The organism is Kribbella swartbergensis (genome assembly GCF_054784135.1).
In genome coordinates this window covers 79136-105334 of sequence record NZ_BAAGPM010000008.1, presented here as the reverse complement: position 1 = coordinate 105334, position 26199 = coordinate 79136, and the positions used below count along the sequence as shown (strand labels likewise).

Below are 26199 nucleotides of genomic sequence, written 5' to 3'. Positions count from 1 at the left end.
CGCCGAGCGAAGCGAGGCGGTCCTCGGGGGACTGGGGGCATTTCGAGGCGATCCGGGGGCTGCGGCCCACCGGCGTGATCCCACAGGTCACGCCGGTCCGCCGCCTGCTCCCGGACCTCCCCAGCTCGGCCGATCCGTACGCGGATGCTCAGGCTGCGCTGGAGCCGTTGCGCGAGCAGATCCTCCCGGGCGCGCGGATCGCGGTGACTGCGGGCAGCCGCGGCATCCACGACCTCGTGCCGGTGGTTCGGGCCGCGGTGGACTGGCTGACCTCCGTGGGCGCTGCCCCCTTCGTCGTCCCGGCGATGGGGTCACACGGCGGCGCGACGGCCGACGGGCAGCGGGAGATGCTGGCCGGGCTCGGGATCACGCCGGAGTCGGTCGGCTGCCCGATCGAGGCGACGATGGAGACCGTTGTCGTCGGCACCTTGTCCGACGGTACGCCGGTGCACCACGACGCGATCGCCGCCAAGGCCGACGGCGTCCTGCTGGTGAACCGGATCAAGCCGCACACGGACTTCCACGGCCCGATCGAGAGCGGGCTGGCGAAGATCCTGGCGATCGGGCTGGGCAACCACGCCGGCGCGGCGTCCCTGCACGCCGGCGGGATTCCCTCGCTCGGCGCCTCGATCGAGGCCGCGGCCCGGATGGTGATTGCCCAGGGCAAGATCCTCGGCGGTCTCGGCATCCTCGAGAACGCGCTGGAACGGACCGCGGCGGTGGAGTTCGTCGACCCCGACGGGATCGCCGGACCGCCCGAACACGCGTTGCTGCAGCGGGCCGGTGGTCTGCTCGGGCGGCTGCCGTTCGACGAGCTCGACGTCCTGGTCGTGGACGAGATGGGCAAGGACAAGTCCGGCGCCGGGATGGACACCAACGTGATCGGCCGGTGCTGGGTGTACGGGATCCCCGAGTTCGAGTCGCCGTCGATCGCCGCGATCACCGTGCACGCGCTGTCTGAGGCGTCGCACGGCAACGCGGCCGGACTCGGTCTGGCCGACGTCATCCCGGCCCGGATGCTGGAGCAGATCGACCTGCGGGTCAGTTACGTGAACGCGCTGACCTCCGGCGCCGGCGGGGCCCGCCGGTCCCGGCTGCCGATGGTGATGGAGGACGACGAGGCCGCCGTCCTCGCGGCCGCGACGATGTGCGGCCGGCGCGACTGGTCCGAGCTCCGGCTGGCCCGGATCAAGGACACCCTTTCCCCGAACGAGTTGATGGTGACGCCGGCGTTGCTGGCCGAGGCGGGTGACCGATTCGACCTGGAGATCACCGGGCCGGCCCGGGACCTGACCGAGGCCGGCCGGCTCGGACCCTGGAGTGACAGATGAACCTTCGCGAGGCGCACGCACTGCTGGCCGATCGTGGTTTCCGCCCGGGCGATACGTCCACGGCCACGTTTGCCGACGGATCGCCGTACAAGGTGGAGATCCCTTCCTGTGAAGGGCCGCGGGTGATGGCGGCCGTGCTGGAGGAGGCCAAGACCCGCGGGGTGACCATCGACCGGGTGTCGCAGGGCAGCGGTGTGATGATGCTGACCGACGGCGAGATCGAAGAGATGCTGGCGCTCGGTGCGTCCAACGGCGTCGAGGTCTGCCTGTTCCTCGGGCCGCGCGGCGCCTGGGACATCGGCGGCCAGGCCAAGGTGTCGGCCGCCGTCGGCGGTGTTGCCCGGGGCAACGAGATGGTGGCCGCGTCGCTGTGTGACGCATTCCGGGCGGTCGAGCTCGGCGTCCGCAGCCTGCTGGTCGGCGACCTCGGCGTCCTGGAGATCCTCGGCCAGCTGAAGGTCGAGGGGTCGCTACCGTCGGACCTGGTGCTGAAGACGTCGGTGCTGATGCCGCTGCCGAACGCCCCGACGGCCCGCCTGTACGAGCGACTGGGCGCGACCAGCCTGAACGTGTCGACCGACCTGCCGGTGCCGGTACTGGCGGAGATCCGGTCGGTGACGTCGGTGCCGATCGACATGTACATCGAGGTGCCGGACGACCAGGGCGGGCACGTCCGGTTCTACGACGTACCGGAGATCGTGCGGGTCGCGGCGCCGGTGTACCTGAAGATGGGCCTGCGGAACGCGCCGAACATCTACCCGGTCGGCGCCCATCTCGCGGGTACGGCGGAAGCCCTCGGACGCGAGCGCGTCCGCCGGGCCGAGTTGATCCTGCGCCTGCTGGCCGAACAGGATGAGGCATGACGTCTTTGGATCCTCTTGTCGCCCGGCTCCGGTCGGCGCTGGGCGACAAGGCTGTCCTGGACGATCCCGACGTGCTGGACGCTCATCGCAACGACCACGCGACCTTCTGCACGGCCGGCGTACCGCGGGTGCTGGTCCGGCCGTCCTCGACGGCCGAGGTGTCCGAAGTGTTGAAGGCGGCGGGCGCGTTCGGCGTGCCGGTGGTCACCCAGGGTGCGCGGACCGGGTTGTCAGGTGCGGCGAACGCGATCGACGGGTGCTTGTTGCTGTCGACGGCGCGTATGGATCGGATCCTGGAGGTCTCGGTCGAGGACCAGGTCGCGGTGGTGCAGCCCGGTGTGGTCAACGCCGAGTTGTCCCGGGCCGTGCTGGAGAAGGGATTGTTCTATCCGCCGGACCCGTCGTCGTGGGAGATGTCCACGGTGGGCGGCAACATCGCGACCAACGCCGGTGGGTTGTGCTGCGTGAAGTACGGCGTGACGTCCGACTTCGTGCGGGGACTCGAGGTGGTGCTGGCGTCCGGTGAGGTCGTCCGGACCGGCCGCCGGTCGGCGAAGGGCGTCGCGGGGTACGACCTGACCCGGCTGATCGTGGGATCCGAGGGGACACTCGGTGTCGTCACCGAGGCGACGCTGGCGTTGCGACCCGCGCCCGAGGCGGCGTTGACCGCGGCGGCCACGTTCCTGTCCATCGAGGACGGTATCGCCGCCGCTGCCGCGGTGATGGCGTCCGGGCTGCGGCCGTCGTTGCTGGAGTTCCTGGACGGGCCGACGGCGCGGGCGATTCAGGACTACCGCGACATGGGGTTGCCGGCCGATGTCGGCTCACTGCTGATCGCTCAGTCGGATCGCGGCCCGCGGGCGGCCGAGGACGTCGCGCGGATCGCCGCGATCTGCTCCGAGCACGGCGCGATCGAAGTCGCGGAGGCGTCCGACGCCGAGGAGTCGCGGATGCTCCTCGAGGCCCGCCGGCTGGTCAACCCCGCGCTGGAGCCGCTGGGTGTCACGCTCGTCGACGATGTCGCCGTACCGCGGTCGAAACTGGTCGCGTTGCTGCGCGGCATCGCTGAGATCGGGGCGAAGTACGACGTACTGATCTGTTGCCCGGGGCACGTAGGCGACGGGAACATGCATCCGACCGTGGTCTTCGACCGAGCGGATCCCGCCGCCGAGGCGCGGGCGCTGGAGGCCTTCGGCGCGGTGATGGAACTCGGGCTCGCGCTCGGCGGCACGATCACCGGCGAGCACGGCATCGGGACGTTGAAGGCCCAGTGGCTCGAACAGGAACTCGGCCCGGTCGGCCTGGACCTGCAACGCCGCATCAAGCAGGCCTTCGACCCCGGCAACTTGCTGAACCCCGGGAAAGTCCTTCAACGCTTCTGAAGTCCCCCTGCCTGGAGTCGAACCAGGGACCCGGCCTTCGGAGAGCCAGGCGTGCATCCGTCACCAGAGGGTCGGTGGTACGCCGCGGGACGGCGCACCACGTGTGGTCACTCCTCGACCGAGACAACGCGGACCCAGTCGGAGCAGTCGGCCTCGCACCAGACGTGATCGCCGCGGTGTGCGATCCGGTCGCGCTGCACATGCCCGCACGCGAGCCGCACCCGGCGCATCGCGTGACCCTGCTTCACCGGAGCACCGGTCCTGCCGCCGGGCACTCGCTTTCTGTTCCTGAGGTCGGCCATGGCCGGTCCTCCTCTCTTGCAGATCAATTGGTTGCCCAGAGCACCTTTGCCCTGGAACGTGCAGGAGACAGGATTCGAACCTGCTCAGTACGCGACAACGGGTTTACAACCCGCCCCAGCTCTCCCACGGTGGCGCTCCTGCTCATCGCGTGTCGGCTGCTCGCCGAGCACTGCTCGCGGTGAGAGCGAGATTCGAACTCGCGGACCAGGTGAACCCGGCCGACGGTTTAGCAAACCGCTGCCCCTGCCAACAGGCGGACCTCACCAGCGCCGCCCGAGGCCCCCACCCCGAGCGGCTGCTTCCACCGGCGGCCGCCGTCTCCCCTGACGACGGCGGCCGCCGTACCACTAACCCTTCACGCAGATGACCTGCTTGAGGTGGGCGACGACCTCGACCAGATCGGCCTGGGCCGCGATCACCGACTCGATGTCCTTGTACGCCGCCGGCAGCTCGTCCAGGACTCCGGCGTCCTTGCGGGACTCGACCCCGGCGGTCTGGGCGATCAGGTCGTCGACCGTGTACCGGCGCTTCGCCTCGTTGCGGCTCATCCGCCGGCCTGCCCCGTGCGAGGCCGAGTAGAACGACCGCTCGGAGCCAAGTCCGCGGACGACGTACGAGCCGGTGCCCATCGACCCCGGGATCAGCCCGAGGTCCCCGCGCCCCGCTCGGATCGCACCCTTGCGGGTGACCAGCAGGTCGAGCCCGTCGATGTGCTCCTCGGCCACGTAGTTGTGGTGGCACGAGATCGGCTGCTCGAACCGGACCTCCTGCGTGAACGACTCCCGCACCGCCTGCATGACCAGCGCCAGCATGACGGCCCGGTTCCGGGACGCGTACTCCTGCGCCCAGCTGAGGTCACGCCGGTAGGCGTCCATCTCCGGCGTACCGGCCAGGAACACCGCGAGGTCGCGGTCCGGCAGATCGGCGTTGTGCGGCAGCGCCTTCGCGATCCGCATGTGCCGCTCGGCCAGTTCCTTGCCGATGTTCCGGCTCCCGGAGTGCAGCATCAGCCAGACCCGGTCCTCGTCGTCGAGGCAGACCTCGATGAAGTGGTTGCCGCCACCCAGCGACCCCATCTGCTGCTGCGCCTTCTTCTCCCGGTCCTGCACCCCGTCGTGCAGGCTCGAGAACGAACCCCAGAACCGGTCCCAACCGCGGTCCAGCCCGAGCTTGCGCACACTGACTGGGTCCTCGTGCGCCCGGAACCCGACCGGTACGGCGGCCTCGATCCGCGACCGGATCGCCGACAGGTCGTCCGGCAGGTCAGCGGCCGTCAGCGAGGTGAGCACGCCTTCCATGCCACACCCGATGTCGACCCCGACCGCGGCCGGCGACACCGCCTGCTTCATCGCGATCACCGACCCGACGGTCGCACCCTTGCCGAGGTGGACGTCCGGCATCACCCGGACACCGTGCACCCACGGCAGCGCGGCGATGTTCCGCAGCTGCTGCAGCGCCTGCGCGCCCACCTCGTGCTCATGCGCCCACATGAGCGTGGAGCTCTTGGCCCCACTGAGCTCAACCGGGAACTCCACGTTCATCTCCTCACTCTCCTCGATCGTGTGCATGCGGTGAGACTGGGATTCGAACCCAGACGTCCCTCGAAGGACCGGCCGTTTTCGAGACGGCTGCCGCTAGGCCTGACACTCGGCTTATCTCACCAGGTGCACGCCGTGGAGTACGGCGTACCGCTGCCAGGGCAGGGCTCGAACCTGCGGGACCTCGGGTCAGAACCGAGGGTGGGACACCGTCGCCCACCTGGCATCGCGTCCGACGCGGCACCAGGTGGGCACCGCGTCAGATCGCCAACTCCGCACGCGACGGGATCCACGGCTGCCACAGCAGCGGCATACCGGCCTCCTCGGGCGTGCGTGAGCCCTTCTTCTCGTTGCAGGACGCGTGTGCGGCGACAGCGTTCAGCCACTCACCACGTCCACCACGTGATCTCGGCACTACGTGGTCCATGGTCGTGGCGCCGGGCTTACCGCAGTACGCGCACGTGTACCTGTCGCGCTTCAGTACGCCGGCTCGCGTGTACTGCAGACGTCCGGAGGCGTACCGCCACTTCATCACGACGTACCGGACCAGCCGGAGCACGCGGGGGAGAGGGAACGGGCCGATGTTCGCGCCGTCGTGCGCTTCCTCGACGACGGCGACCTCCCGGACGAGCATCCGGATGGCGTGCGGGACCGACACGACATGCAGTTGCTCGTACGAGGCGTTGAGCACGATCACACCGCTCATGTGGTTCCTCCTCCCTTCCAGTGTGCCCGACCGCATGCCGGCAGGTCGGTGATCTCGGTGTCGACGACGGGTCGGTCAGGTGGTGCGGCCCCGGGGATTCGAACCCCGAACCTTCTGGTCCTAAGCCAGCTGCCTCTACCAATTGGGCGAGGGCCGCAGGTATCTACTGGGGTGTCCGGCGGGACTCGAACCCGCTTCCTCCGGGTCCACATCCCGGTGCATCGACCACTTCCGCCTCGGACACAGCACGCCCGGCAGGACTCGAACCTGCACTCCCCGGCTTCGTAGGCCGGTGCTCTCTCCCGTTGAGCCACGGGCGTCGGGTGCCCTGCGCCGGATGTGGTGCGGATTTCCGTCGCAGGGCACGTTCGTGGCGCCCGCTCGGCCGGTAGCTGAGCATGCTGCGGGCGCCTGGTCCAGCTGGAGGGACTCGAACCCCCGTCGTCCTCAACCCAAATGAGGTGGCCTGGCCACTGGCCCACAGCTGGTCCTCCCGGGGGCACGCAGGCACCCCGGGAAAATGCGATGAATGTCCAGTTGTCAATTGTTCGGGTCGGCATCCGTGAATGCCGCGCAAAAGCACCGGTGGAATTGCGCACCGGTCACGGGAAAAGCGGGATGATGCGGACAAAAGAAAAGAGCCGCCTGGAGCCGGATACCCGGCGCAGACGGCTCCCTGGGACGATCTCCCGCTGGAGATCACACAGGTGGGCCGCCGTACCTCGGGCTCAGCTCGGTGCCGAGCTGGTGATAGAAAACCTCTTCACTGCCGGATCGATCCTCGCGCACCGGTCGCAGGCACGCCGACAAGGCAATGGCCTCTCGCCACGCCCTCATCGCGTTCCATTTCCCGGTCACAGTCGTCTCCTCGATCCGTAGTTCCTCGCGGCCATTAGTCTCACCCAACCCCCACAAAGAAGTCAACGCATTTCCCACATCAATTGTTCCCCTCCCATTTCCCACCCCTCCGACGCGCCCCACCACCCCAAGTTCCCGCGGCCCGCCCACCCGCTCGGACCTCCGAAAATCAGCCCACCCACCACTCACCTCCACGAAGCCCTCACCCACCCCCGGCCACCGCCCCGCCCCACCACAAGGACCCCACCACCACCCCCAACCACCGCCCGACCTAGATCGACCCCTCACCGCCCCACTCCAGACCACCGCCAAACCACACGCCAACGGACACAACACCCCCACCGCGCCGGGACCTACGCACCGCCGAGCTGCCGCGCCGACCGGGCCGGCTATCCCACCGCCCTGGGGCCTGCGCCGGGAGCCGCCGCGCCGACCGGGCCAGCTGTCCCACCGCCCCGGGGCCCGCGCCGGCGAGCCACCGCGCCGACCGGGCCGGTTATCCCCCGCCCCGGGACCTGCGCCGGCGAGCCACCGCGCCGACCGGGCCGGCTATCCCACCGCCCTGGGGCCCGCGCCGGCGAGCCACCGCGCCGACCGGGCCGGCTATCCCACCGCCCCGGGACCTGCGCAGCGGCGAGCCACTGCGCCGACCGCGTCGGCAACGGCACCGACCCCAGACCCGAGAACCGCCGGGAGCGGAGACGCCACGGGTCTCCTGAGAAGACCTCCGGCGCCCGGGAGCAGCCCGATCGCCGCCCGATTCCCGCCTATAGACGTATCCGATTCGGAATCTCCCCACCCCTCCCGCTACACTCTTGCCTCGGCCCCCGGGCCACCCGCCGCCTTAGCTCAGTCGGCAGAGCGTCTCACTCGTAATGAGAAGGTCGTCGGTTCGATTCCGACAGGCGGCTCCACCCAAAACCCCAGGTCAGAGGCCACTCTGATGCTGGGGTTTCGTTCGCTCTGAGCAGGCCGTGGTGCGGAACGTGGTGCGAACGGGTCCTATGATCCCCCGCATGGCCAAGGAGAAGTCGAAGCTGAAGCGGTCCCGCGGCCAGATCGAGACCTTGCCATCGGGGTCCCTTAGGGTCTCGCTCTACGCCGGCACTGACCCCGTCACCAAGGATCGGATCTACCTCCGCGAGACGGTGCCAGCCGGGCCGAACGCCGAGGCCGAAGCGCAGAGGATCCTTGCGGGCTTCATCCATGAGGTCTACGAGCGTCGTCATCCCCGCACCGACGCAACGGTGCGCCAGCTTATCGAGCGGCACCTCGCCGACGCCAAGCTTGGCATCAAGACTCGCATCAACTACCGCAGCCAGGCTGAGAAGCACATCATCCCCTGCATCGGGCGGCACAAGGTCCGCGCTATCAACGCCGACATCACCGATTCCTTCTACTCAGAGCTACGACGGTGCCGCGACCACTGCGACGGTCGAGCCCAGGTTCAGCATCGGACGACCCAACCGCACGACTGTGACGGGCGCTGTAAGCGGCACGTTTGCAAGCCGTTGAGTGAGTCGAGCATTCTCTACATTCACCAGATCCTCAGCGGAGCGTTCCGGCGGGCCGTTCGCCTGAAGTGGGTCTCGGTGAACCCGATCGACTTCGCCGAGGCGCCGGCGGCGCCAAAGTCGAATCCTCGCCCTCCATCGGCGGACGAGGCGGCGAGGATCATTGCCGAGGCGTGGAAGGACCCCGACTGGGGCACGCTGCTCTGGCTCACGATGGTCACCGGGAACCGCCGGGGAGAACTCTGTGGGATCCGCTGGCGCCACGTCGACCTCGCCAATGGCGTCCTCCACGTCCAGCGGTCGATTGGGCAGTACGGGAAGACGACGTGGGAGAAGGACACCAAGAACGAGGGCGACCGTCGAATCGTCTTGGACCCTGATACCGTGCTCGTCTTGTCCGAGCATCGGGAGCGCTGTGTCGGGCGCGCTCGTGCTGTCGGCGTCGAGCTGGCAGGCGATGCATTCGTCTTCTCTCGCGACCCAGGCGGTCGGGATCACCTGAGGCCCGACTCAGTCACACAGCGGTACAGCCGACTTGTGAGCCGGCTCGGGATCGAGACCTCCATCCACAAGCTGCGCACCTACAACGCTACCGAACTGCTCGCCGCCGGCCTGGACATTCGCCAGGTTGCTGGTCGTCTCGGTCACGGCAGCGGAGGCGTCACAACGATGCGCCATTACTCGGCCTGGGTATCGGAAGCTGACCAGCGCGCAGCCGGTACCATCGCGCCGCGGATGCCTCCGCGCCCGCGCCTTGCAGACCTTCCGCCGCGAGTCGAGATCGATCCGAAGCACCCCTTCGAGAAGCTCGCCGTCGAGCTGCGTGACCGTATCTACGAAGGCGGTCTGGCTATCGGACTGCCGATTCCATCGGTCAAGGACCTGGCGAAGCAACATGGCATTTCGCCGTCGACGGCGCTGCGAGCAGTACAGCTCCTAAGCGAATGGGGCCTGGTTCGGGTCGAGCCTGGGATGCCGACGCTGGTCGCGCCCCGAACGGCCGAGCCGGACGTCGCTGTCGCCGAAGTACGACCAAACCAGGTGGGCGAGGCGGGCGCACCAATGCCGCTTGAGCTGGAAGTACGCCGGCTCGGCGTCCCGATCGCAACGCTTCGCACGCTGGCCGACCCCACCGATACCGGGTCTCTGCATCGTTTGCTGCTCGGCGCGGTCAAGCGCCACGGTTGCCAGCCCTCGGAAGTCGACGACTTCGAACTGATCGTCCGCGCGGCTGTCGACCAAGCGGTGGTTGCAACGTACGTCGCCGCCGCCCCGTGAGTACGCAGACGACGGGAGATTTGCAAACCACATCCGGGTGGCCCGTTTGAACGCATGTAAAGCTCAACCAAAGGAGGAGCGTCGTTTGCTGCTACGACGACCGGTCAGCCGTCAGGCGAAGTCGGGCTGACAGTTATGTCGAGCGCCTTCGCAGCTACCGGTTGGCGCGGCATGAGGATCGACCTCCGGCTGGCATACTGACACCCACGTGTCAACGGCGCCGAGCAGTGGGGGAGTAATGACTGAGGGCTCGAGCAGTTCGAACTCTGGGGCGAGCGATTCCGTTGCATATAAGGCGATTCCCGACACGCTCGCTCCGGATGACCCGCGGCTGATCTTATGTTCGCGCGCGGATGAGTGGGGTGTGGGATGGGAATGGGTACAGAGACCTGGGGTGCAGGGGCGATATCCCGACTGGATGCTTCGTCTAATTGTAAAAGCTGGCAGAGGAAGTGTTCGGGTGATTGTCACGAAGGAGCAGGCGGCGGAGATACTCACTCTCGGCCCCTTCTCTATTACGGCATTGTCGCCATATCACGCCTACTTCTTTGCCGACGGCGTCATCGAAGCATCGATAACTGGACTTGGCCCAATGTACCTGCCGGTCTATACGAACCTGCGCGGTCAGACCTGGGTACACGAGTCCAGAGAATATCCCGACGCGCGCCTCAGGGAATTCTCGCTCCACCCTCCTCCCTGGCGTGTTGAGATTAGCGGCCTGCCGGTCGGCGTCAAAGTTGAGATCGGCACTGCTAGCGAGCGATTCGCGGTATTTGACCACCTTCTGGATAGCGAAACCATTCGGATCTCGGGTGTTCCCTTTCAGGGACACGATGAGGCGGTATCCGTCTTGGAGGAGATTAGAAACGATCTTGCCTTCGAGTTCGATCTCAAGTATGGCGCGGGCTTCGACTTGCGTCGTCGCCCGAGGGGCCGATCCGAAACCCGTGGCGGTGTGGCCAACCAGCAGCTTCCGGCGCCGAAATGGCCGCAGAATCGGTATTCCGCTGACTCGTTGTCCCTGTATTGGTATGCCCGGTCCGCGAGAGGTCTGCCCCTGCTCGAGTATTTGGCCTATTACCAAGTCCTTGAGTACTACTTTCCTCATCACCTCCAGCGACAGTCGATTACTGCACTCCGCGAGGAACTGAAGGATCCACGATTTCGGGCGGACAGCGATGACGATCTCTCGCGGATTCTGCAGATCGCATCGACCGGCATCGGTTCTCGAGGGAGCGAGGAAGATCAGCTTCAGGCCACATTCCGGGGAACGGTCACGAAGGAGAATCTGCTTGATTTCATCATTTCGCACGAATCTGTCCAGAAAGACTTGACAGGCAAGCGGATCTTAGCTGGCGTCCCGCAGTTAAATCTTCAGGACAAGGGAAGCGATATCCGCGACCAGCTCGCAAGGCGGGTATACGCGATTCGTTGTCGAATAGTACATTCAAAGGTTGACGGTGGTGCGAGGCAGTCCTCTCCGTTGTTACCATTCTCCGAGGAGGCAGGTCGGCTGAGCGCCGATATACAGGTTCTCCACTTTCTCGCGCAGAAGGCAATCATTGTAGGAAGTACGCCGCGCCAGCGGGCCCAATGAAGCACTACCTGGGTATTGCCCCGTTTAGCTGCCGGCCTAGCTTCGGGCCCAGTCTGGGCATGGGCGAGCCTGCTCGCCCCGCAGAGCGAGGCGGGCGGCATCCTTTGAGTCCGAGTTGCCGTCCTCGGTCGCTCCACGTCGGCCGCGTGCGTGCGCAGGCCAATGGGGTCGGCGCCGGAGCCCTGCCACCGGTAGGCCGAGCCAGTCCCAGCATCGACGAGCTGGTTTAGATCGGGACCGTCGACGACGGTCCCGAGGTGGCGGCGCGAATCGCCACCGATCATGCGTACATTGACCCGCGTGGCGACGAGAGGGTTCCATCCCATCGACTCGCCACGCGCCCAAACTGACCTGGTCGCCCGCCCGACACCGACATCCATCGGATACCACCGGCGGCCGCCCGTACCGACTGAGAATCGGTGACCGCCGCGTCGGGGTCGCCGTGCGGCTGCTCCGATCCCTGGTCTGCAGCGAAGGCGCCTAACATTTGAACATGTCGAGAGATTCCCGCGATCGTGAAGGCGCCCCCGAACCCACGGATGTGAGTTCACCGACTCTGCGAGAACTTGGCCCCAGGTACGACGAGAAGCACCATGGCCTCTATGTCGACATCCTTCGCGATGCTCTCGAGCGGGTGAACGCCACTGCGCCCCGCAACATCGCCCTCACCGGGCACTACGGCAGCGGGAAGAGCAGCGTTATACAGGGACTGCTCACCAGCATCGACTCCAAGAAACATGCCATTAGCATTTCCTTGTCGAGCCTAGGGATCACGGGCTCCGACGATGGTGAACCTGACACGAGCCCGGACCGCAGCGTCACCAACCAGATCCAGAAGGAGATCGTCAAACAACTTCTCTATCGCGAACCTCCCTCGAGGATGCGGGCATCGAGGTATCACAGGATCCAGCCATTCAGGTGGACTCTGGCATTGACCTGGGCCATTGCCGGTTCGGCAGCTGTAGTTGCTCTCGTCAAACTGGTAGGACGACCCCAGCGGCTCGGAAGCAACTGGGACCTACTCCTCCTCGCCGCTGGCCTGGTCGGCGCTGCGGTCCTTCTGACACAGTGGCGATTCAGGGGCCGCATCTGGCTTGAGAAGCTTTCGGCCGGTCCTGCGTCGATCTCGCTGACTGGAAGCAGCAACTCATACTTCGATGACTACTTAGACGAGATCGTCTACTTCTTCGCAGTGTCGAAATGCCGGGTAGTCATCTTTGAGGATCTGGATCGGTTCAATGATGCATACATCTTCGAGACGCTCCGCGGGTTGAACACCATCCTCAACAGTGCAAAGCAGCTTGAGGCAGATAGCCCGATTCGGTTCATTTATGCAGTCCGCGACAGCATCTTCGAGCTACTAGACGCGGAGCTGTCCGACGGCCAGCCGGAGACGATGGACGGTGCACGGCTCGACCTGACGCGCAACGCAGCCAATCAAATCGACGCGCCCAGCACAAGTCGAACGAAGTTCTTCGACCTCGTTGTGCCCATGGTGCCTTTTATCACCTACCGCACTTCGCGAGACCTCATCGCGAAGGAAATGGCGGATAGTCCTCATGTCCCTTCGGGTGAAGTGATCAAGCTCGTTGCAAGCCACATCACCGACATGCGTCTGATTCGGAACATTCGCAACGAGTACGAAGTCTTCCAAACCAAAGTCTTGCCGCCAACCGGTCTCGCAGGGCTTAGTGCGGACAAGTTGTTTGCAATGATGGTTTACAAGAACCTTTACCTGAGTGACTTCGAGAAGATCAAGACTGGCGATAGCAGGCTTGATCAAGTCTACAACGCATATCGAGAACTCGTAAATGAACAGATCGCAATTCGACAATTGCGCATCCGCCAGGCGCGACGCCGCTTAACTGCATCCGCGCTCACCCCGGAGCGATGTCAGGAGCGAGGGGAGCGCCTGGTCGAGTTCCTCAAGCTCGTATACCATTTTATTGGATACAGCCATTATCAACTTCAGCAGATACAGCTGCGTGCCAACGGAACCGCACATACCGCAGACAAGGCTACTGATGCCAGGTTCTGGCGCGACGTCCTGGTCGACCCGGTGCGAGTTGAAATGGTACTCCCTACCGGAGCGTCTAAAGTCCTCCACCAGGGCGAACTCGAAACCATCCTGGGTACGAAGTTGCGACCGACAGACTGGATGGATAACGTCCGGTCCTCGTTGCGAGTCGAGATCGACTCAATCCGGGATGAGGTCGAAACGCTACGTCGGGCAGACTTGGCGAGCATCCTCAACCGGACAGATCTCACTATCACCGTCGGCGAAGAAGAGCTTCCTCTGCGGGACCTGGCTGACCAGGTACTTAGGTCCACTTTGGTGGTCGATCTCTTGGCGGCTGGGTATATAGACCAGAACTTCGCTCTCTATGTCGCGCAGTATTACGGCGTACATGTCGGACCCTCGGCGATGAACTTCATCTTGCATGTCCTTCAGCAGGATACTCAGGACTTCCATTATCGCTTCGATTCGCCGTCCGACATTGAGGCTTTGGTCGAAGAGTTGGGTCCGGACTTCCTCGGAGAAGAAGGCGCCTACAACGTTGACATTTTCGATTACCTTCTTTCGGACGGTGGAAACGAGCTCATCAAACCTGCCATTGCCAAGCTCTCCCGCGGTGGCGCCGGGGACCGGCTGTTTTTGGACGCCTATATCTCTGCGGGTCAGCATCGCGCCGGACTCATCCGGCGGCTAAGTCCGCTGTGGGGCGAGATCTTCGCTTACCTTGTGGACGCCAGTAACGTCAATCCGGCGGAGGCCCCGCGTTGGTTCAGCGCAGCCCTGGCAAGCGCATCGCCGGACTTGGAGTACAACAGCAGCGAGGCTGTGCGTCACGCGATTGAGAACGTGGCTGATGCGATGCCGGCTTTTACTGATACCGCGTTGGATGGCGGATCTGCGGAGGTGATCGCCATGGTGTCAGCAAGTCTCGGTCTCGAATTTCCCAATCTCGCCCGGATGGTTTCGGAGGTGCGCGAGCAAGTCGTTGCATGGAATGCCTACCGAGTCAACCGCGCGAACCTAACGGCCGCCCTGGGCTCACCAAACGCCGGCCTGTCACTCGACGCGTTGGCGGCCGCCGACCCGGGTGTACAGGAACATGCGATTGATCGCCTCGAGGACTACATCTCCGTTCTTCGCGAGGATCCGACTCTATATTCGGTCGAGGACCCCGCGACCTTCGTCTCCGTGCTCAACGCGTTGAGCGATGCCTCACATGACCACCTCCGCGAGGTGCTGGATCGAGCAGCCCCGGAATGCCGAGTCGATGATCTACGCGATGTGCCGGAATCGATCTGGCCGGCCGTCATCGCCTCACAGAGGTGCCACGTGTCAATCTCGAATGTCACCGCGTATCTTGAGGTTGCCGACGACGTTGACGAGGACCTGGGTCGACTGCTAGCCGACGCTGGCGCTGTGGAGGATGCCGAGTCAGCGGCAGATTCCGACAGAAACGCTCTCGCAGTGCGAATCGCGAACAGTGAGCACGTGCCACTAGGACGACTCGAGCCGCTCTTAGTGAGTTTGGACAGTCTTGTCTCGGCGCAGAGCATCAGTAGGCCGATCGGTCCCGTTGTTCCGGATCTCGTGGATGCGGGCGTTCTGGCTGACGATCAATTCGCCTTCGTTCGCATCGACAGCGCCGATTGGATGACCAAGGAGCGCCTAATCAACGCCTCGGAGGAGTTTGCCGAGTATCTGCCGCATTTGGATCTCTCTAACGAGGATCTGACGAACCTATTCCGCAGCGCGAATGTGTCTCCCGTCGTCAAGACTGCCGTCTTGGAAGGACGGGCGTCGCTCCGAGATATGAGCCAAACAGCCGCGAATGTCGTGACCGCCGAGGCGCTCGCGGAAGATCTTCCCGTCGCTTCCTCCGTCTTGGTCGCCTTGACTGGAGCGGGGGCGCAACCTGAGCTCGTCCTGCAGCTCCTCGTTCGGCAAATGGACCAGATGCCAATCGAGGACACGTTCTCAGTCCTTGGCGCCATGCCTGAGCCGTACCGTAGCGTTCCCGCCTCCACTAGCACTGCCCCTGTGACCATATCAGCGGACAGTCGCGAGCTCTTCGATCGGCTGGCCAAGAGCGGGCATCTGCAGCCACCGAGGAAGGTCCGATTGAAAAATCTCGTCCAGGTCGCTCGGCATAGCCAATAGGGCGTGGTCAGTGCACCGCTTCCGGTACGGCTGGCGAGGTTGGCCGGACTGACCCGCCATTCTGGCGCACGAGTGAGCGATCGAGGCGAATGGGTTTGCCGGATACTGCAGCCTCAGTTGTGGCAGCAATCGCCGTGGCCAGCAGGCCAGGTGCCTCCTCGTGCAGCCGGTGGCCGGCCTCATGTGCAATTATCAATTCGCCCCTCCACCGACGTGCGTATTGCAGTTGCGCCAGTTGCCATCTCTGGTCGACCTCGGCCAACGAGAGCGGGCGGTAGAGCTCTGGCCGCTTGGCTTGGAACCACCGCCAGATTGCGCTGCCGACAACAACCGTCGGGGGTCGTACCGACGGCTCCACAGCGGCGTACTCATCAGCGCTCGCCGCAACGTCCCACCTCCAGCCGCGGCCAGCACGGGTCGGAACGGCGTCGTCTAGCTCTGGCCGCGCTGGATCGGTGGCGAGGTTGAGTCTTGGGTCCACGGCGTCGACCAGGACGAGCCCGGCGACCGCGGCCGGCCATCTGATCGCGAACGCGTCAGCAATCTGACCGCCCAGCGAATGACCGACGAGAACGACTGGGTGCGTGACGCCGGCAATCTTTAGCAGTTCACGTAGCTGCGCTGCTGCCCAGCTGGCAGGCAGAGGCCTGGACGCCTGTTGGGACGGCAAATCGTCGCTGCCCCCGCACCCCGAGCGGTCGTACGACACGATCGTGGTCAACTTCTCGAGCCGCGCGGTGACTGATGTCCAGACACTCGCAGTGTCGCCAAGGCCGCTGATAAGGACGACCGGCGGAGTCCCTTCTCCGGTGGTGTACACGGCGAGTCCGGTGCCGTGAACATCGAGCTTCCGTGCGTCTACCTGGCTGGTGGCCATAGATCCAAGTTAGCGTCCTCAGGCTTGCCTCGCATAGGATTGCATATCGACTGTCGGACGGGAACGAGTGTATGGCTGACGACACGCCTCTCGACAAGCGCAGGAGGCTTGGACGCGAGCTGCGCAGATTCCGCCAGAGGGCAGGCTTGACCGGTCCCGAGTTGGCGAGACGGATCGGCACCACCCAATCGCGGGTGAGCCGAATCGAGAACTCAGTAGTGAAGCCCAAGATTTCCGATGTCAAGGCGTGGGCCGACGCCACATCTGTGACGGCTCGCGAGCGCGACCAGCTCCTGAAACTCGCTGAAGATGCCCTGACCGAACTGTCCGAGTGGCAAGCCGTACTGAAGGGCTCCTTGGCCGGACGCCAGCGCGAGCTGATGGCGACGGACAAGGTCGCGCGCGAGATCCGGCATTTTCAGCCCTATCTCGTGCCAGGCCCGTTCCAGACCCCTGACTATGCCCGAGCGGCTATCACGGGCAGCAATCTCACGGGTGAGATCGATGTTGAGCAAGCAGTGGCCGACCGGATGGAGCGCGGCCGGCGGATTTTGAAGGCGCGCAGCCCGCGGTATGACGCCGTTCTGATGGAGGCCGGGATTCGGTGGCGTCCGATGGGTTGCCCGCCAGGTACGCGCGCTGAGCAGTGGCAGAGGCTGATCGACTTCGCGGAGGCGCCGCACATCAGCATCCGCGTGATCCCGCTCGACGCCGAGCTGGTCGTCGCACCGATGGTCGGCTTTGTCATGGTCACACTCAAAGATCCCGACGAGCCGCCGGTCGTCCGAATGGAGACGCCCGCCATTCACATGGCATTCTCAGGAGCCGACCAGGTTGCGGCGTTTGAGCTGACGTGGAGCCGAATGGCCGACGCCGCGCTAGACGCAGATGAGTCGATTAGGCTGTTGCGGCAACTGATTCGAACCGAGAGGAGCTAGCGAGTGGCCAACGATTCTGCGTCGAACGTCCCTAGCCTGGAAGAGTTCGCGGGCTGGAGGAAGAGCAACACGAGCGACGATGGCGCGTGCGTCTACATTGCCGACGGCCCAGACGGCTGGGTGGCTCTTCGCGACAGCGAAGATCCCTCCGGTGCTGTTGTACGAATTCCGCGCAAGTCCTGGGATCACTTTGTCAAGGGGATCGCGAACGGCTCTGTGAAGCCCGCCGACTTCTAATGCCGAACGTCGAGGGCGCGAGACGCCAGCAGATCGCCGCCCAAGCCGCCCGCAGTCGGCGGCTCGTGCTTTCAGCCGTCGGCGTCTCGTCCCTCGGCGATGGAATGTGGACAGCCGCCGTTCCTCTTGCAGCGGCAGCCATCGACCGCTCTGCAGCGTCCGTCGCCGCAGTTTCGGCGGTTGGTCTGCTCCCATGGCTCGTCGTCGCACCGATCGCGGGCGCGCTCGTGGACAGATGGCCGACCAGGCGGGTGCTGGTCCTGAGCGACCTGCTGCGTGCAGCAGTCATCGCGCTGCTTGTGGTTACGTTTGCCACCCACGCGATCTCAGTCCCTATCCTAGCTTTCTCTGCCTTTCTCGTGGTGTCCGGTTCGATCTTCCATGGGGCTGCGCAGCAGTCGTTGGTCGCGGATCTGACCGAAGCTGAGCCGGAAGTCCGCGACACCATGAACGCCCGAATGTCGTCCCTCGACGTTGCGGGCGCGTCTCTAGTAGGACCTCCCGTTGGGTCTGTCGCCTACGCCGTGACGGCATGGCTTCCGTTCCTCGCAGACGCGGTTTCGTTCGCCTTCTCGTCGATCTGCCTCGCCTTCGTGCGCCCGCAATCGAGGCCCCGGGCAACTAACCAGCACGAATCCGTACGCGCCGCCATCCGCGCCGGCGGTGCCTTCTTGCTGGGTCATCGAGAACTTCGAACTCTGGCGCTCCTGACCGGAGTAGCGAACCTCACGACCAACTGTGCGCTGGTCGTACTCGTCCTCTACGCCGCTGACGGCGATGGCCTCGATCTCAGCCCCGCCAGATATGGCCTCCTGATCGCGGCCCTGGCGGTCGGCGGCGTTGTGGCAGGCCCGATTGCTCCGCGTGCCCTGCGCCGTTGGGGAGCACGCAAACTTGTCATGGCGTCGCTGGTCACGCGTGCCCTGGTCTGGCCGGCAATAGCGCTGACTGACCAGCCATTCGTGGCGGGGATCGCGCTCATGGTCGCCGGTATGGCGTCAACATTCGTCACCGTCACCGTGACATCGGCGCGCCAACAACTTAGCCCGCGGGAGATGCTCGGAAGGGTCGTAACTGCCTTCCGCACGATCGGCAATGGTGCCGCTCCTCTCGGCGCACTGCTCGGTGGAGCGTTAGCTACTCTGGTCGGCCTTCGGGGCACCCTGCTGCTCGCCGGTGGAATCCTCGCCCTTGCATCGGTGGTACTGCTGCCCCGTCTCATGCGCTCGCAGAGCCTGCGATAGTTCCCGGCTTACCGACTTCCTAGGCCCCGGTTCTGAGCTGGACCGGGGCCTCGCTGCGTGTCCGGACTCGGTCCGCCGCGACCGCTGCTGCTGCCCATGGCTTGACTACTGCATAAAACTGCATACGCTTAGCATGCGACTTATGCAGTTTTATGCGATTGGAGAGACAGATGAGTGCTGTGGTGAGGAACCAGGGGCAGTCGACGCAGCGCGCCTTCTATGGCGTGGGGGACTTCGCTCGGGCGCTCGGGATCGGCGAGATGTCGGTCTACCGAGCCATTCATGCGGGGCGCTTGCCGGCGCTCAAGTTCGGCGGCCGGTACATGGTGCCCGCCAAGGTTCTTGACCAGCTGGTCGAGGCCGCGATGCACGGCGGCCTTGTCGACATTGACGAGTGGGAGCCGGGAGCTCAGGGCGGTGTCGCGTTATGACCCGCCGTGGAGGTGCTGGACAGCCGCTCTCCGCATGGGATTGCGGCGCGAAAAGGCAGGACCGGCCCCGTCAGGGCGCCAACCGATCCGGGGCCGGTTCTCCCGTCACTCAGGTACGAGTTCGAGAGGTCTACAGCATGACTGACGCAGTACAGGCGGGTACGGAGTGGGTGCCGCGGTTTGGGATGTTGGAGGTCCCGCGTGATCGCGCGGAGCTGATTCGTGGGTTGTTTGAGTTGGCGGCGTGGGTGGCGGATCATCCGGACCTGCCGATGCCGTGGGTCAGCGCGGTGATGATTCCGTGCGAGTCCGGGTTTGAGCGCGACGTTCGCGTGGTCGGGGATGTTGCCGAGGCGCTGGGTGTTGTGTCGGCTTTTGCCGCCGATGGTGCCTACGTGGCGCAGGGGCGGTTCGGGCCGATGGTGCATGTCAAGTGCATCGTCCGCCCGGTTCCGCATGGAGTGGACGACCCGGCTGAGGTTGACGCGGCGGGTGGTTCGCGATGAGTGCGCGACCGGAGCTTGACCTGGCGTGGCGGATGCACGATTCGGCCGCGGCGGCGGTCGACAAGGCGGACACGAAGGCCGGTTTCGCGGCGACGGTGGAGACCGCGCTCGCGGCGGTGGTGCTGACGCTGGTGTCGCAGTCGGACGGCGACCCGGTGATCGGGCGGGTGGCGTTCGGTGTGGCGCTGGTGGCGCTGGCGGTGGCCTTGGGTTCGGCGTTGCTGGTGGTGGTGCCGCGGCTGCATCGTCCGGCGGATGCGCTGGTGCCGGGGGAGTTTCTGTACTTCGGCGCGGTGCGTCGCCGCTCGGTCGAGCAGCTGCTCGACCGCCACATCGACCCGCAGCTGTCTGGCGAGAAGATCGCCGACCCGCTGGTGGCGGTGACGCATCAAGCCAAGCGGCTGGCGGACATCGCGTGGACCAAGCACCAGTGGCTGCGGGTGTCGTTCGCCGCGGCCGTCCTGGGTGCGGTGCTCACGGTCACCGGTGTGCTGGTCGGTGGTGCGCGATGATGCGGCGGCCGACCAGGACCGAGGGCGTGTTGGTCCCGAAATTCACTCTCGCCACGATGGGCCTGCTGGCCGCCGGCGTGGCCGCGGTCGCGTGGGACAAGGCACCGGCGGTGACCGAGCTGGGCTGCTGGACGGCCGCGACCGGCGCAGTCGGTCTCGTGACCGCCGGCCTGCTGTTTTGGCGGCTGCTGCACGGCGCCCTGATCGCGGCCCCGCTGTGGGTGCTACTGGCCGGGGCCGCGGGGATGCGGCTCGAGGCGCCCGGTGGCGCGGCCGGATGGGTGATCGCCGGTGGCGTGCTGCTACTGGTCACACTCGCATTGGTGGCAGTGAACCGCCCAGTCGGCGGCGGTCTCGCGGCCGCCCTGTGGCTCGGCTACGCCAGCTTCGTACTGCGGGCGCTGCCGGAGACGATCGCTGCTTCGGCCCGCTGGTGGCAGCTGCTGCTGGCCGCCGGCGTGGTGCTGCTCGGCACGGCGGGATTCACGCTGCGGTCGCGGTCCAGCTCGCGCGGTCTGCTGCGGCGCCTGGGTCGCGCCGGTCGGGTGACCGACGGCCTGGCATCGGGCTGGGATGTGCGGCGGGTGTCGTCGGCGCGGATGCTGCGCAAGAAGGCCAAGATCGTCCGCCCGTCACTGGCGCAGCTGCCGGCGTGGAAGCGGCGGTCCGTGCCGCTCACCCAGCTGGGCACGACGGTCGCGACGGTCGGCTGGGTCAGGGTCCGGTCGTCGGCGGAGGATCACACGATCACGTTCGCGGGTCCGCGCGCCGGCAAGACCGGTCTGTTGATGGGGCATCTGCTCGACGCGCCGGGCGCGGTGATCGCCACCAGCACGAAGACCGACATCCTCGACATCACTCGCACCCAGCGGGCCAAGCGCGGCCCGGTGTGGGTGTTCGACCCCGACGGTCTCACCACTGATGGCTCCACGATCACGTTCGACCCGCTGGTTGGCTGCACCGACCCCGGTGTGGTGATGGACCGCGCATCGGACCTGCTCGACGGTGTCGGCGCCAAGTCCGACGACGCCGAACACTGGTTGAACCTGGCCCGGCAGGCTCTGACGGCGTTGATGCACGCCGCCGCGCTCGGTGGCTACACGATGGCTGATGTTCAGCGCTGGATCGCCCACCCCGACGACGACGCCAAGTCCGACGTGCTGTGGCAGCTGCGGGTCGCGAACGCGACTGGGTTCGAGCAGCAGGCGATGCAGTTCTTCACCAACAACGAGCGCACCCGCTCCAGCATCTCCACCACGATCATGCCCGCCCTGTCCTGGCTGTCGGTGCCCACCGCCGCCGCGGCCGCCGCACCGGGCGGGGTGCCGTTCGACGTGGAGCGGCTGCTGGCCGAGAACGGCACCGTGTACCTGCTCGGTGCGGAGGACAAGAAGACCGCACCACTCGTCACCGCGCTGACCGCGCACATCGCGCGCCAGGCCAAGGCGCTCGCTGTTAGGACGCCGGGGCGCCGGTTGGACCCGCAGCTGACGATGGTGCTGGACGAGGCCGCGCTGATCTGCCTCATCCCCCTCGATAGGTGGACCGGTGACTTCGGCTCCCGCGGCATCACGCTGCACATCTCCGCCCAGTCGCGCGCCCAGCTGCGCGACCGGTTCGGTGAGGCCGCCACCGGCGCGCTGGTGACGAACGTGACCACGAAGGTGCTGCTGGCCGGCACCAGCGACGACGACGACCTGCAGTTCTGGTCAACGCTGTGCGGGGAACGGCTAGAGCAGGTCGCCACCCGCGACCGCACCACCGGCGGAGTGTCGATCAGCGACCGCCGCGTCCCGGTCCTCACCCCAGGCCAGGTCGCCCAGTTGCGCGCCGGGCAGGCGCTGATCATCACCCGCGGCATGCCGCCCGCGATCGGGCGGGTCAAGATGGCGTGGAAGCGCCGCGACCTGCGCATGGAGCGGTTCCACAACCGCCGCAGCGTCCAGTGGGCCACCTGCCACCTGGCCGCGCTCGAGAACCGGGTCGGCGCCCGGCTGCTCACCGGCACCGCGCTGCTGCGCGACCAAGTCGTCGACGGGATCGACCGCATCGACGCCGCGCGGCAGCGGATCACCGCCCCCGTCGTACGGCGGATCGCCGCCCGGCTCGACGCCGCGGTGACCCGGCTGGAGGCCACCGACCCGGCCCGCGAACTCATAGCTCGGCTGCGGTTGGCCGGCGCGATGCGCAAGGCCCGCGCCGCTCTCGCCGCGCGCGACACAAGCCGTGCCGGTACGCCGGAACTAGTCGGCTCCGACGACACAGACGGGAGCCGGTGATGACCTTGCTGACTGCCTTGTCGCTGGGTGCTGGCGTGCAGTCAACCACGCTCCTGCTACTGGCCGCCGAAGGTGTACTGCCCGCGCCAGACGTGGCGATCTTCGCCGACACCGGGTGGGAACCGTCGGCCGTCTACCGCCACCTCGACCGATTGGCCGTCGTGGCCGCCGCGGCTGGGATCGAGGTTATCCGGGTCAGCCAGGGAAACCTGCGCGACGACGCGATCGACCCCGAACACCGGTACGCGTCGATTCCGTACTTCATTCTCGCGCCGGAAGGCACCACGCGGGACCCGATCTACGACGACTCCGACCCGGACAACCCGGTGCTGACCGGATACGGCCCGGAGCGCCCGCTGACCCGCGCTGAGCGGGAAGGCATCGGGCGACGCCAGTGCACGGCCGAGTACAAGCTGGCGCCGATCACCCGCAAGATCCGCGAGCTGCTCGGCGCCGCGCCGCCGGAGTTTCGGCGGGTGCCGACCGGGCGGGTGTGCGAGCAGTGGATCGGGTTCTCCACTGACGAAATCCACCGGGTCTCGGACAAGCAGCGAGTCCGGTACCTGACCAGCCGCTACCCGCTGCTGGAGCTGGGTATGTCCCGCAAGGACTGCCAGCGATGGCTGACCGCCCGCGGCTGGGGCCAGACACCGAAGTCGGCCTGCATCGGCTGCCCGTTTCACGGCAACCGCCAGTGGCGGCAGCTTCGTGACACCTGCCGCGCCTGCGGTCACAGCAGGGCCGATCACTGGCGGGGCCTTCCCGGGGCTCTGGCCGCCACCAACCTCGATGTGAGGCTGGACTCCGAGCATCTGTCGTGTGCACACCTCGACAACTGCGGAGCCAGCGACGACGAAGCTGCGATCGTCTGTCGCTGCCCCCGTTTTGATGACGGTGAATGGATCGACGCGGTGGCGTTCGACGCCGCGATCCGCCGTGGCGGAGCCCGTGGTGACGCGCTGCGCGGCACGGCGTACCTGCATCGCTCACGGGTCCCGCTGGGCGAGGCGCCGATCGACCGCGTCACCCGCGCGGAATGGGCTGACCGGCAGGTCGACGTGCTCGATCTCGTCGCCGACCAGGTCAGCGAGATCGGAGACCCGGACGGATGCAGTCCCTACGGCTGCCGGTCGGGGCAGGCCGTCCCGAGCGACGCCGAGACGACCGAAACCACCCACCAGACCAAGTCCCGGACGGAAAGGGGAGTGGCATGACGACCCCGATCAACGGGTCACCGGCCAACGAGCTGCGCGCCTACTACGGCTGCGCCGAGGTCGAGAAGCGCGGTCTGCGCGCCGTGCCTGCCTACGACGAACACGGCTGCCCGACCGGCCTGGTCGCGATCGACGCTGACGAGTTCTGCGACTGGCTGGAAGACCTGTACGAGGGAGATGACTGATGCAGTACGACGACGAGAAGGACCCCGGCACCGCCGCTCTGGCGGCGGTGGCCGGCCTGGCCCGCTCGGTCGAGGCACTGACTCGGGACGTGGCCGCGATGAAGACCGGTCTGCAGCAGACCGCCTCCAAGACCGCCGTAGCGCGGCTAAACGACACCGTCGCCTCACTCGGCAACACGGTCGCCTCGTTCGAGGACCTGCTGACCCGCCTGACAACCAAGCCGAGCAACGGCAAGGCCGCGGCTGCCAGCGAGGTGGAGCCGGTGCGGTCGTGGCTGCGGCTGCCCGAGCACGACGAGGCCGCGGTGCAGGCGGTGCTGAGTGAGCTGCTGCCGTGGATGGAAGGTGTCTATCTGCGGTACGCGACGGCGCGGGACACGCTGCCGCCGTGCTGGCTGTGGCACCCCGAGATCGTCGAGGAACTGCTGTGGCTGATGGGCGCCTGGACCATCGCCTACGAAGGCGAGGAGGCGTCGAACAAGCTCGTCGGTGACTGGCACGACCGGCAACGCCCCGGCGTGACCCGCCGCATCGGCGAGTACGCCCCGGCCTGTGACGTGCTCGCCCATCGCGACGCCGCCGGACAGTCCGCGATCACCGTTCCGCTGGCCGCCGACGCCGACCCCTTCGTCACCTGGTGGGCCACCAGCCGCGACGACAACGGCCCGGCACCGACCCCGGAGCAGATCAAGGCCGGTCGCCGCGGCGGCCTGACCGCCGTACCGAACAGCACCGCTGGAGGCCAGCGATGACCCTCCACGCGATCGACCTACTCGAGCTGTTCGACCCGGGCTCGGTGACGTGGCCGACGATCGCCGCCGGCATTGCCGCACTGCTGCTCGTCGCCGCGACCGTCGCCGCCGTCATCTGGGCGGCCAGGCGCGCGGTTCGCACTGCCGCCGCCGCGATCGAGACCGGGAGGTTGTCGACTCGGCGGGTCTTGATCGCGGTCGCGGTCGTGGCCGCGGTCGGCGTCGCCGGGATCGGCGGTGCCCGCTCGTTCAACGCCGTCTCGGAGAAGTTCGACAGCCCGCTGGTGCCGTTGGTTGCCGACGGCATGATCGTGGCCTGCACCGCGCTGCGGCTCGCGGCGTTGACGCGAGGGTGGCGGATTCCGGGCGCGCTGGTCACGACTTATGTGTTCATCGGCGGCACGGTGTGGCTGAACGTCGACACCGCCCACGGCATCGCCGACGCCGTGGCGCACGCGCTCGCGCCGCTGGCCTACGCGGTGCTGGTCGAGATGCTCGCCCACCTGCTGCGCCTGCACATGAAGCTCGCCCAGCCCGCCAAGCCGAAGCTGTCCGCGCTGACCTGGTTCACCTCGCCGGTGATCACCACCCGCGTGTGGCTGCACCTGTCGCGGACCGGCAGCGACGACCCGGCCGAGGCCCGGGCGCTGGTCCAGCAGGTCGTGCGGATGGCGTCGCGGCTGGCGACGCTGTGCCCCAGCCGCAAGCTGTGGCCGTTCGACGCCGCCCGCGCCGCGAGGACCGCCTGTCTGCACACCATCCGCGACGGCCTCCTGTCGGCCAGCCAGCTTGCGGCGCTGCTGCCGGCGACCGGGCGACTGGCCCCGGGTGAACTGCTCGCCCTGGTCGATTCCGCAGCGCTCGGTCTGACCAACACCAGCGAACCGGGTGTCGAGGAGGCGACTCGGGCCGAAACCAAGCCGGAGGCTGCACCGGTGTGGCTGATCGCGTACCTGCTCGGTGCACTCCGCACCGACACGACAACCGCACCGGTGCACCACGCCACCCGCACCGCACCGCCCGCACCGGTGCACCACGACGCCCCGAGCGGTGCAGCCGCACCGGTGCACGCACCGCACCGCACCACCGACACGGCCAAGAGCACCGACAAGTCGCCCGCCGCTGCACCACACAAGGGCGCGGGACCCTCGGATGCCGAACTGCTCGACGCGGTGATACGGCACGCCGCCGAGCACGGCGGTGCACCGCTCGGACAGCGCGAGATCCGCCGCGCCACCGAGGAAGCCTTCGGCCGCCCGGTCGGCTTCAGCCGGGCCAAGCGCCTCCAGGAACTGGCCGGGTGGGCCGAGCCCGGCGACGACAGCGCCACACCCGCGCCGCAGGTCCGTGGACAGCTCCAGCTCGTCACCGAGCCCGGTGAACCCACCCCTGACGACAGCCCTGACAAGACCCCTGACAGCGAACCCGAGCCGATGACCGACCGCGACCTCGAAACGAGCACCAGCCGATGAGCACCCAC

Annotated in this window: 21 protein-coding genes and 9 tRNA genes; 18 read left to right on the top strand and 12 right to left on the bottom strand. The window is 66.6% G+C overall.

The features are described from left to right. Window positions 1–74 precede the first annotated feature (74 nt). Genes ACYVOK_RS04170 through ACYVOK_RS04160 form a run of 3 tightly spaced genes read left to right on the top strand, consistent with a single transcriptional unit; the run spans window position 75 to window position 3576 of the window. Window positions 75–1331, top strand: coding sequence for a nickel pincer cofactor-dependent isomerase, group 22 (locus ACYVOK_RS04170; protein WP_460660878.1), 1257 nt, complete (start codon window positions 75–77; stop codon window positions 1329–1331). After that, complete coding sequence (locus ACYVOK_RS04165) at window positions 1328–2194, top strand: U32 family peptidase (RefSeq protein ID WP_460660877.1); 867 nt, start codon at window positions 1328–1330, stop codon at window positions 2192–2194. Before ACYVOK_RS04170 ends, ACYVOK_RS04165 begins: the two co-directional genes overlap by 4 nt. Then, on the top strand, window positions 2191–3576 hold the full coding sequence (locus ACYVOK_RS04160) for an FAD-binding oxidoreductase (protein WP_460660876.1): 1386 nt from the start codon (window positions 2191–2193) through the stop codon (window positions 3574–3576). The genes ACYVOK_RS04165 and ACYVOK_RS04160 overlap by 4 nt, the downstream gene beginning before the upstream one ends. Before the next feature lie 107 nt (window positions 3577–3683). Here the strand turns inward: ACYVOK_RS04160 and ACYVOK_RS04155 are convergent, their stop codons facing one another. The 11 genes from ACYVOK_RS04155 to ACYVOK_RS04105 all read right to left on the bottom strand — a co-directional run bounded on the left by ACYVOK_RS04155 (window position 3684) and on the right by ACYVOK_RS04105 (window position 6611). Next, window positions 3684–3878, bottom strand: a complete 195-nt coding sequence (locus ACYVOK_RS04155; RefSeq protein ID WP_460660875.1) for a hypothetical protein — start codon at window positions 3876–3878, stop codon at window positions 3684–3686. Window positions 3879–3937: 59 nt separating this feature from the next. Further along, window positions 3938–4020: transfer RNA gene (locus ACYVOK_RS04150), tRNA-Tyr, on the bottom strand. A gap of 35 nt (window positions 4021–4055) precedes the next feature. Continuing rightward, window positions 4056–4144, bottom strand: a tRNA-Ser gene (locus tag ACYVOK_RS04145). Window positions 4145–4226: 82 nt separating this feature from the next. Then, entirely contained in the window at window positions 4227–5447 is a 1221-nt protein-coding gene (locus ACYVOK_RS04140) for an RtcB family protein (protein ID WP_460660874.1), read from the bottom strand. Between the two features lies 1 nt (window position 5448). Continuing rightward, window positions 5449–5541: transfer RNA gene (locus tag ACYVOK_RS04135), tRNA-Ser, on the bottom strand. A gap of 29 nt (window positions 5542–5570) precedes the next feature. Then, a tRNA-Gln gene (locus ACYVOK_RS04130) sits at window positions 5571–5643 on the bottom strand. A 33-nt stretch (window positions 5644–5676) separates the two neighbouring features. Then, window positions 5677–6123 (bottom strand): HNH endonuclease, encoded by a 447-nt coding sequence (locus ACYVOK_RS04125; RefSeq protein WP_460660873.1) that lies wholly within the window; start codon window positions 6121–6123, stop codon window positions 5677–5679. An 80-nt stretch (window positions 6124–6203) separates the two neighbouring features. After that, window positions 6204–6280: transfer RNA gene (locus ACYVOK_RS04120), tRNA-Leu, on the bottom strand. Between the two features lie 10 nt (window positions 6281–6290). Beyond that, window positions 6291–6367, bottom strand: a tRNA-His gene (locus tag ACYVOK_RS04115). A gap of 2 nt (window positions 6368–6369) precedes the next feature. Beyond that, window positions 6370–6443, bottom strand: a tRNA-Arg gene (locus ACYVOK_RS04110). A 92-nt stretch (window positions 6444–6535) separates the two neighbouring features. Beyond that, window positions 6536–6611: transfer RNA gene (locus tag ACYVOK_RS04105), tRNA-Pro, on the bottom strand. Between the two features lie 1208 nt (window positions 6612–7819). Here ACYVOK_RS04105 and ACYVOK_RS04100 point away from each other — a divergent pair. From ACYVOK_RS04100 to ACYVOK_RS04085, 4 genes are all read left to right on the top strand, one after another. Beyond that, window positions 7820–7895, top strand: a tRNA-Thr gene (locus ACYVOK_RS04100). A gap of 102 nt (window positions 7896–7997) precedes the next feature. Further along, the gene (locus tag ACYVOK_RS04095) at window positions 7998–9773 is read left to right on the top strand and encodes a tyrosine-type recombinase/integrase (protein ID WP_460660872.1); all 1776 of its coding nucleotides are present in this window, start codon (window positions 7998–8000) and stop codon (window positions 9771–9773) included. Between the two features lie 460 nt (window positions 9774–10233). After that, the gene (locus tag ACYVOK_RS04090) at window positions 10234–11370 is read left to right on the top strand and encodes a hypothetical protein (RefSeq protein WP_460660871.1); all 1137 of its coding nucleotides are present in this window, start codon (window positions 10234–10236) and stop codon (window positions 11368–11370) included. 493 nt (window positions 11371–11863) lie between these two features. After that, window positions 11864–15544 carry a YobI family P-loop NTPase gene (locus ACYVOK_RS04085; RefSeq protein WP_460660870.1) on the top strand — a complete coding sequence of 1227 codons (3681 nt, stop codon included), beginning with the start codon at window positions 11864–11866 and terminating at the stop codon, window positions 15542–15544. A 7-nt stretch (window positions 15545–15551) separates the two neighbouring features. Here ACYVOK_RS04085 and ACYVOK_RS04080 read toward each other — a convergent pair whose 3' ends face one another. After that, on the bottom strand, window positions 15552–16421 hold the full coding sequence (locus ACYVOK_RS04080; protein ID WP_460660869.1) for an alpha/beta fold hydrolase: 870 nt from the start codon (window positions 16419–16421) through the stop codon (window positions 15552–15554). Between the two features lie 71 nt (window positions 16422–16492). Between ACYVOK_RS04080 and ACYVOK_RS04075 the strand changes: the two genes are divergently transcribed. The 11 genes from ACYVOK_RS04075 (at window position 16493) to ACYVOK_RS04025 (ending at window position 26191) form a co-directional block, all read left to right on the top strand. Then, window positions 16493–17359 (top strand): helix-turn-helix domain-containing protein, encoded by an 867-nt coding sequence (locus ACYVOK_RS04075; RefSeq protein ID WP_460660868.1) that lies wholly within the window; start codon window positions 16493–16495, stop codon window positions 17357–17359. Window positions 17360–17362: 3 nt separating this feature from the next. Beyond that, window positions 17363–17596 carry a DUF397 domain-containing protein gene (locus ACYVOK_RS04070; RefSeq protein ID WP_460660867.1) on the top strand — a complete coding sequence of 78 codons (234 nt, stop codon included), beginning with the start codon at window positions 17363–17365 and terminating at the stop codon, window positions 17594–17596. Further along, window positions 17596–18840 carry an MFS transporter gene (locus ACYVOK_RS04065; protein WP_460660866.1) on the top strand — a complete coding sequence of 415 codons (1245 nt, stop codon included), beginning with the start codon at window positions 17596–17598 and terminating at the stop codon, window positions 18838–18840. The genes ACYVOK_RS04070 and ACYVOK_RS04065 overlap by 1 nt, the downstream gene beginning before the upstream one ends. 170 nt (window positions 18841–19010) lie before the next feature. After that, window positions 19011–19271, top strand: a complete 261-nt coding sequence (locus ACYVOK_RS04060) for a helix-turn-helix domain-containing protein (RefSeq protein ID WP_460660865.1) — start codon at window positions 19011–19013, stop codon at window positions 19269–19271. Window positions 19272–19408: 137 nt separating this feature from the next. Beyond that, the gene (locus ACYVOK_RS04055; protein ID WP_460660864.1) at window positions 19409–19777 is read left to right on the top strand and encodes a hypothetical protein; all 369 of its coding nucleotides are present in this window, start codon (window positions 19409–19411) and stop codon (window positions 19775–19777) included. Beyond that, entirely contained in the window at window positions 19774–20289 is a 516-nt protein-coding gene (locus ACYVOK_RS04050; protein ID WP_460660863.1) for a Pycsar system effector family protein, read from the top strand. The genes ACYVOK_RS04055 and ACYVOK_RS04050 overlap by 4 nt, the downstream gene beginning before the upstream one ends. Window positions 20290–20315: 26 nt before the next feature. Continuing rightward, window positions 20316–22568 carry a type IV secretory system conjugative DNA transfer family protein gene (locus tag ACYVOK_RS04045; RefSeq protein ID WP_460660862.1) on the top strand — a complete coding sequence of 751 codons (2253 nt, stop codon included), beginning with the start codon at window positions 20316–20318 and terminating at the stop codon, window positions 22566–22568. Beyond that, window positions 22568–23782, top strand: a complete 1215-nt coding sequence (locus tag ACYVOK_RS04040; protein WP_460660861.1) for a hypothetical protein — start codon at window positions 22568–22570, stop codon at window positions 23780–23782. Before ACYVOK_RS04045 ends, ACYVOK_RS04040 begins: the two co-directional genes overlap by 1 nt. Further along, entirely contained in the window at window positions 23779–23967 is a 189-nt protein-coding gene (locus ACYVOK_RS04035; RefSeq protein WP_460660860.1) for a hypothetical protein, read from the top strand. The genes ACYVOK_RS04040 and ACYVOK_RS04035 overlap by 4 nt, the downstream gene beginning before the upstream one ends. Next, window positions 23967–24719 (top strand): hypothetical protein, encoded by a 753-nt coding sequence (locus ACYVOK_RS04030; protein WP_460660859.1) that lies wholly within the window; start codon window positions 23967–23969, stop codon window positions 24717–24719. The genes ACYVOK_RS04035 and ACYVOK_RS04030 overlap by 1 nt, the downstream gene beginning before the upstream one ends. Next, on the top strand, window positions 24716–26191 hold the full coding sequence (locus ACYVOK_RS04025) for a DUF2637 domain-containing protein (protein ID WP_460660858.1): 1476 nt from the start codon (window positions 24716–24718) through the stop codon (window positions 26189–26191). Before ACYVOK_RS04030 ends, ACYVOK_RS04025 begins: the two co-directional genes overlap by 4 nt. Window positions 26192–26199 lie beyond the last annotated feature (8 nt).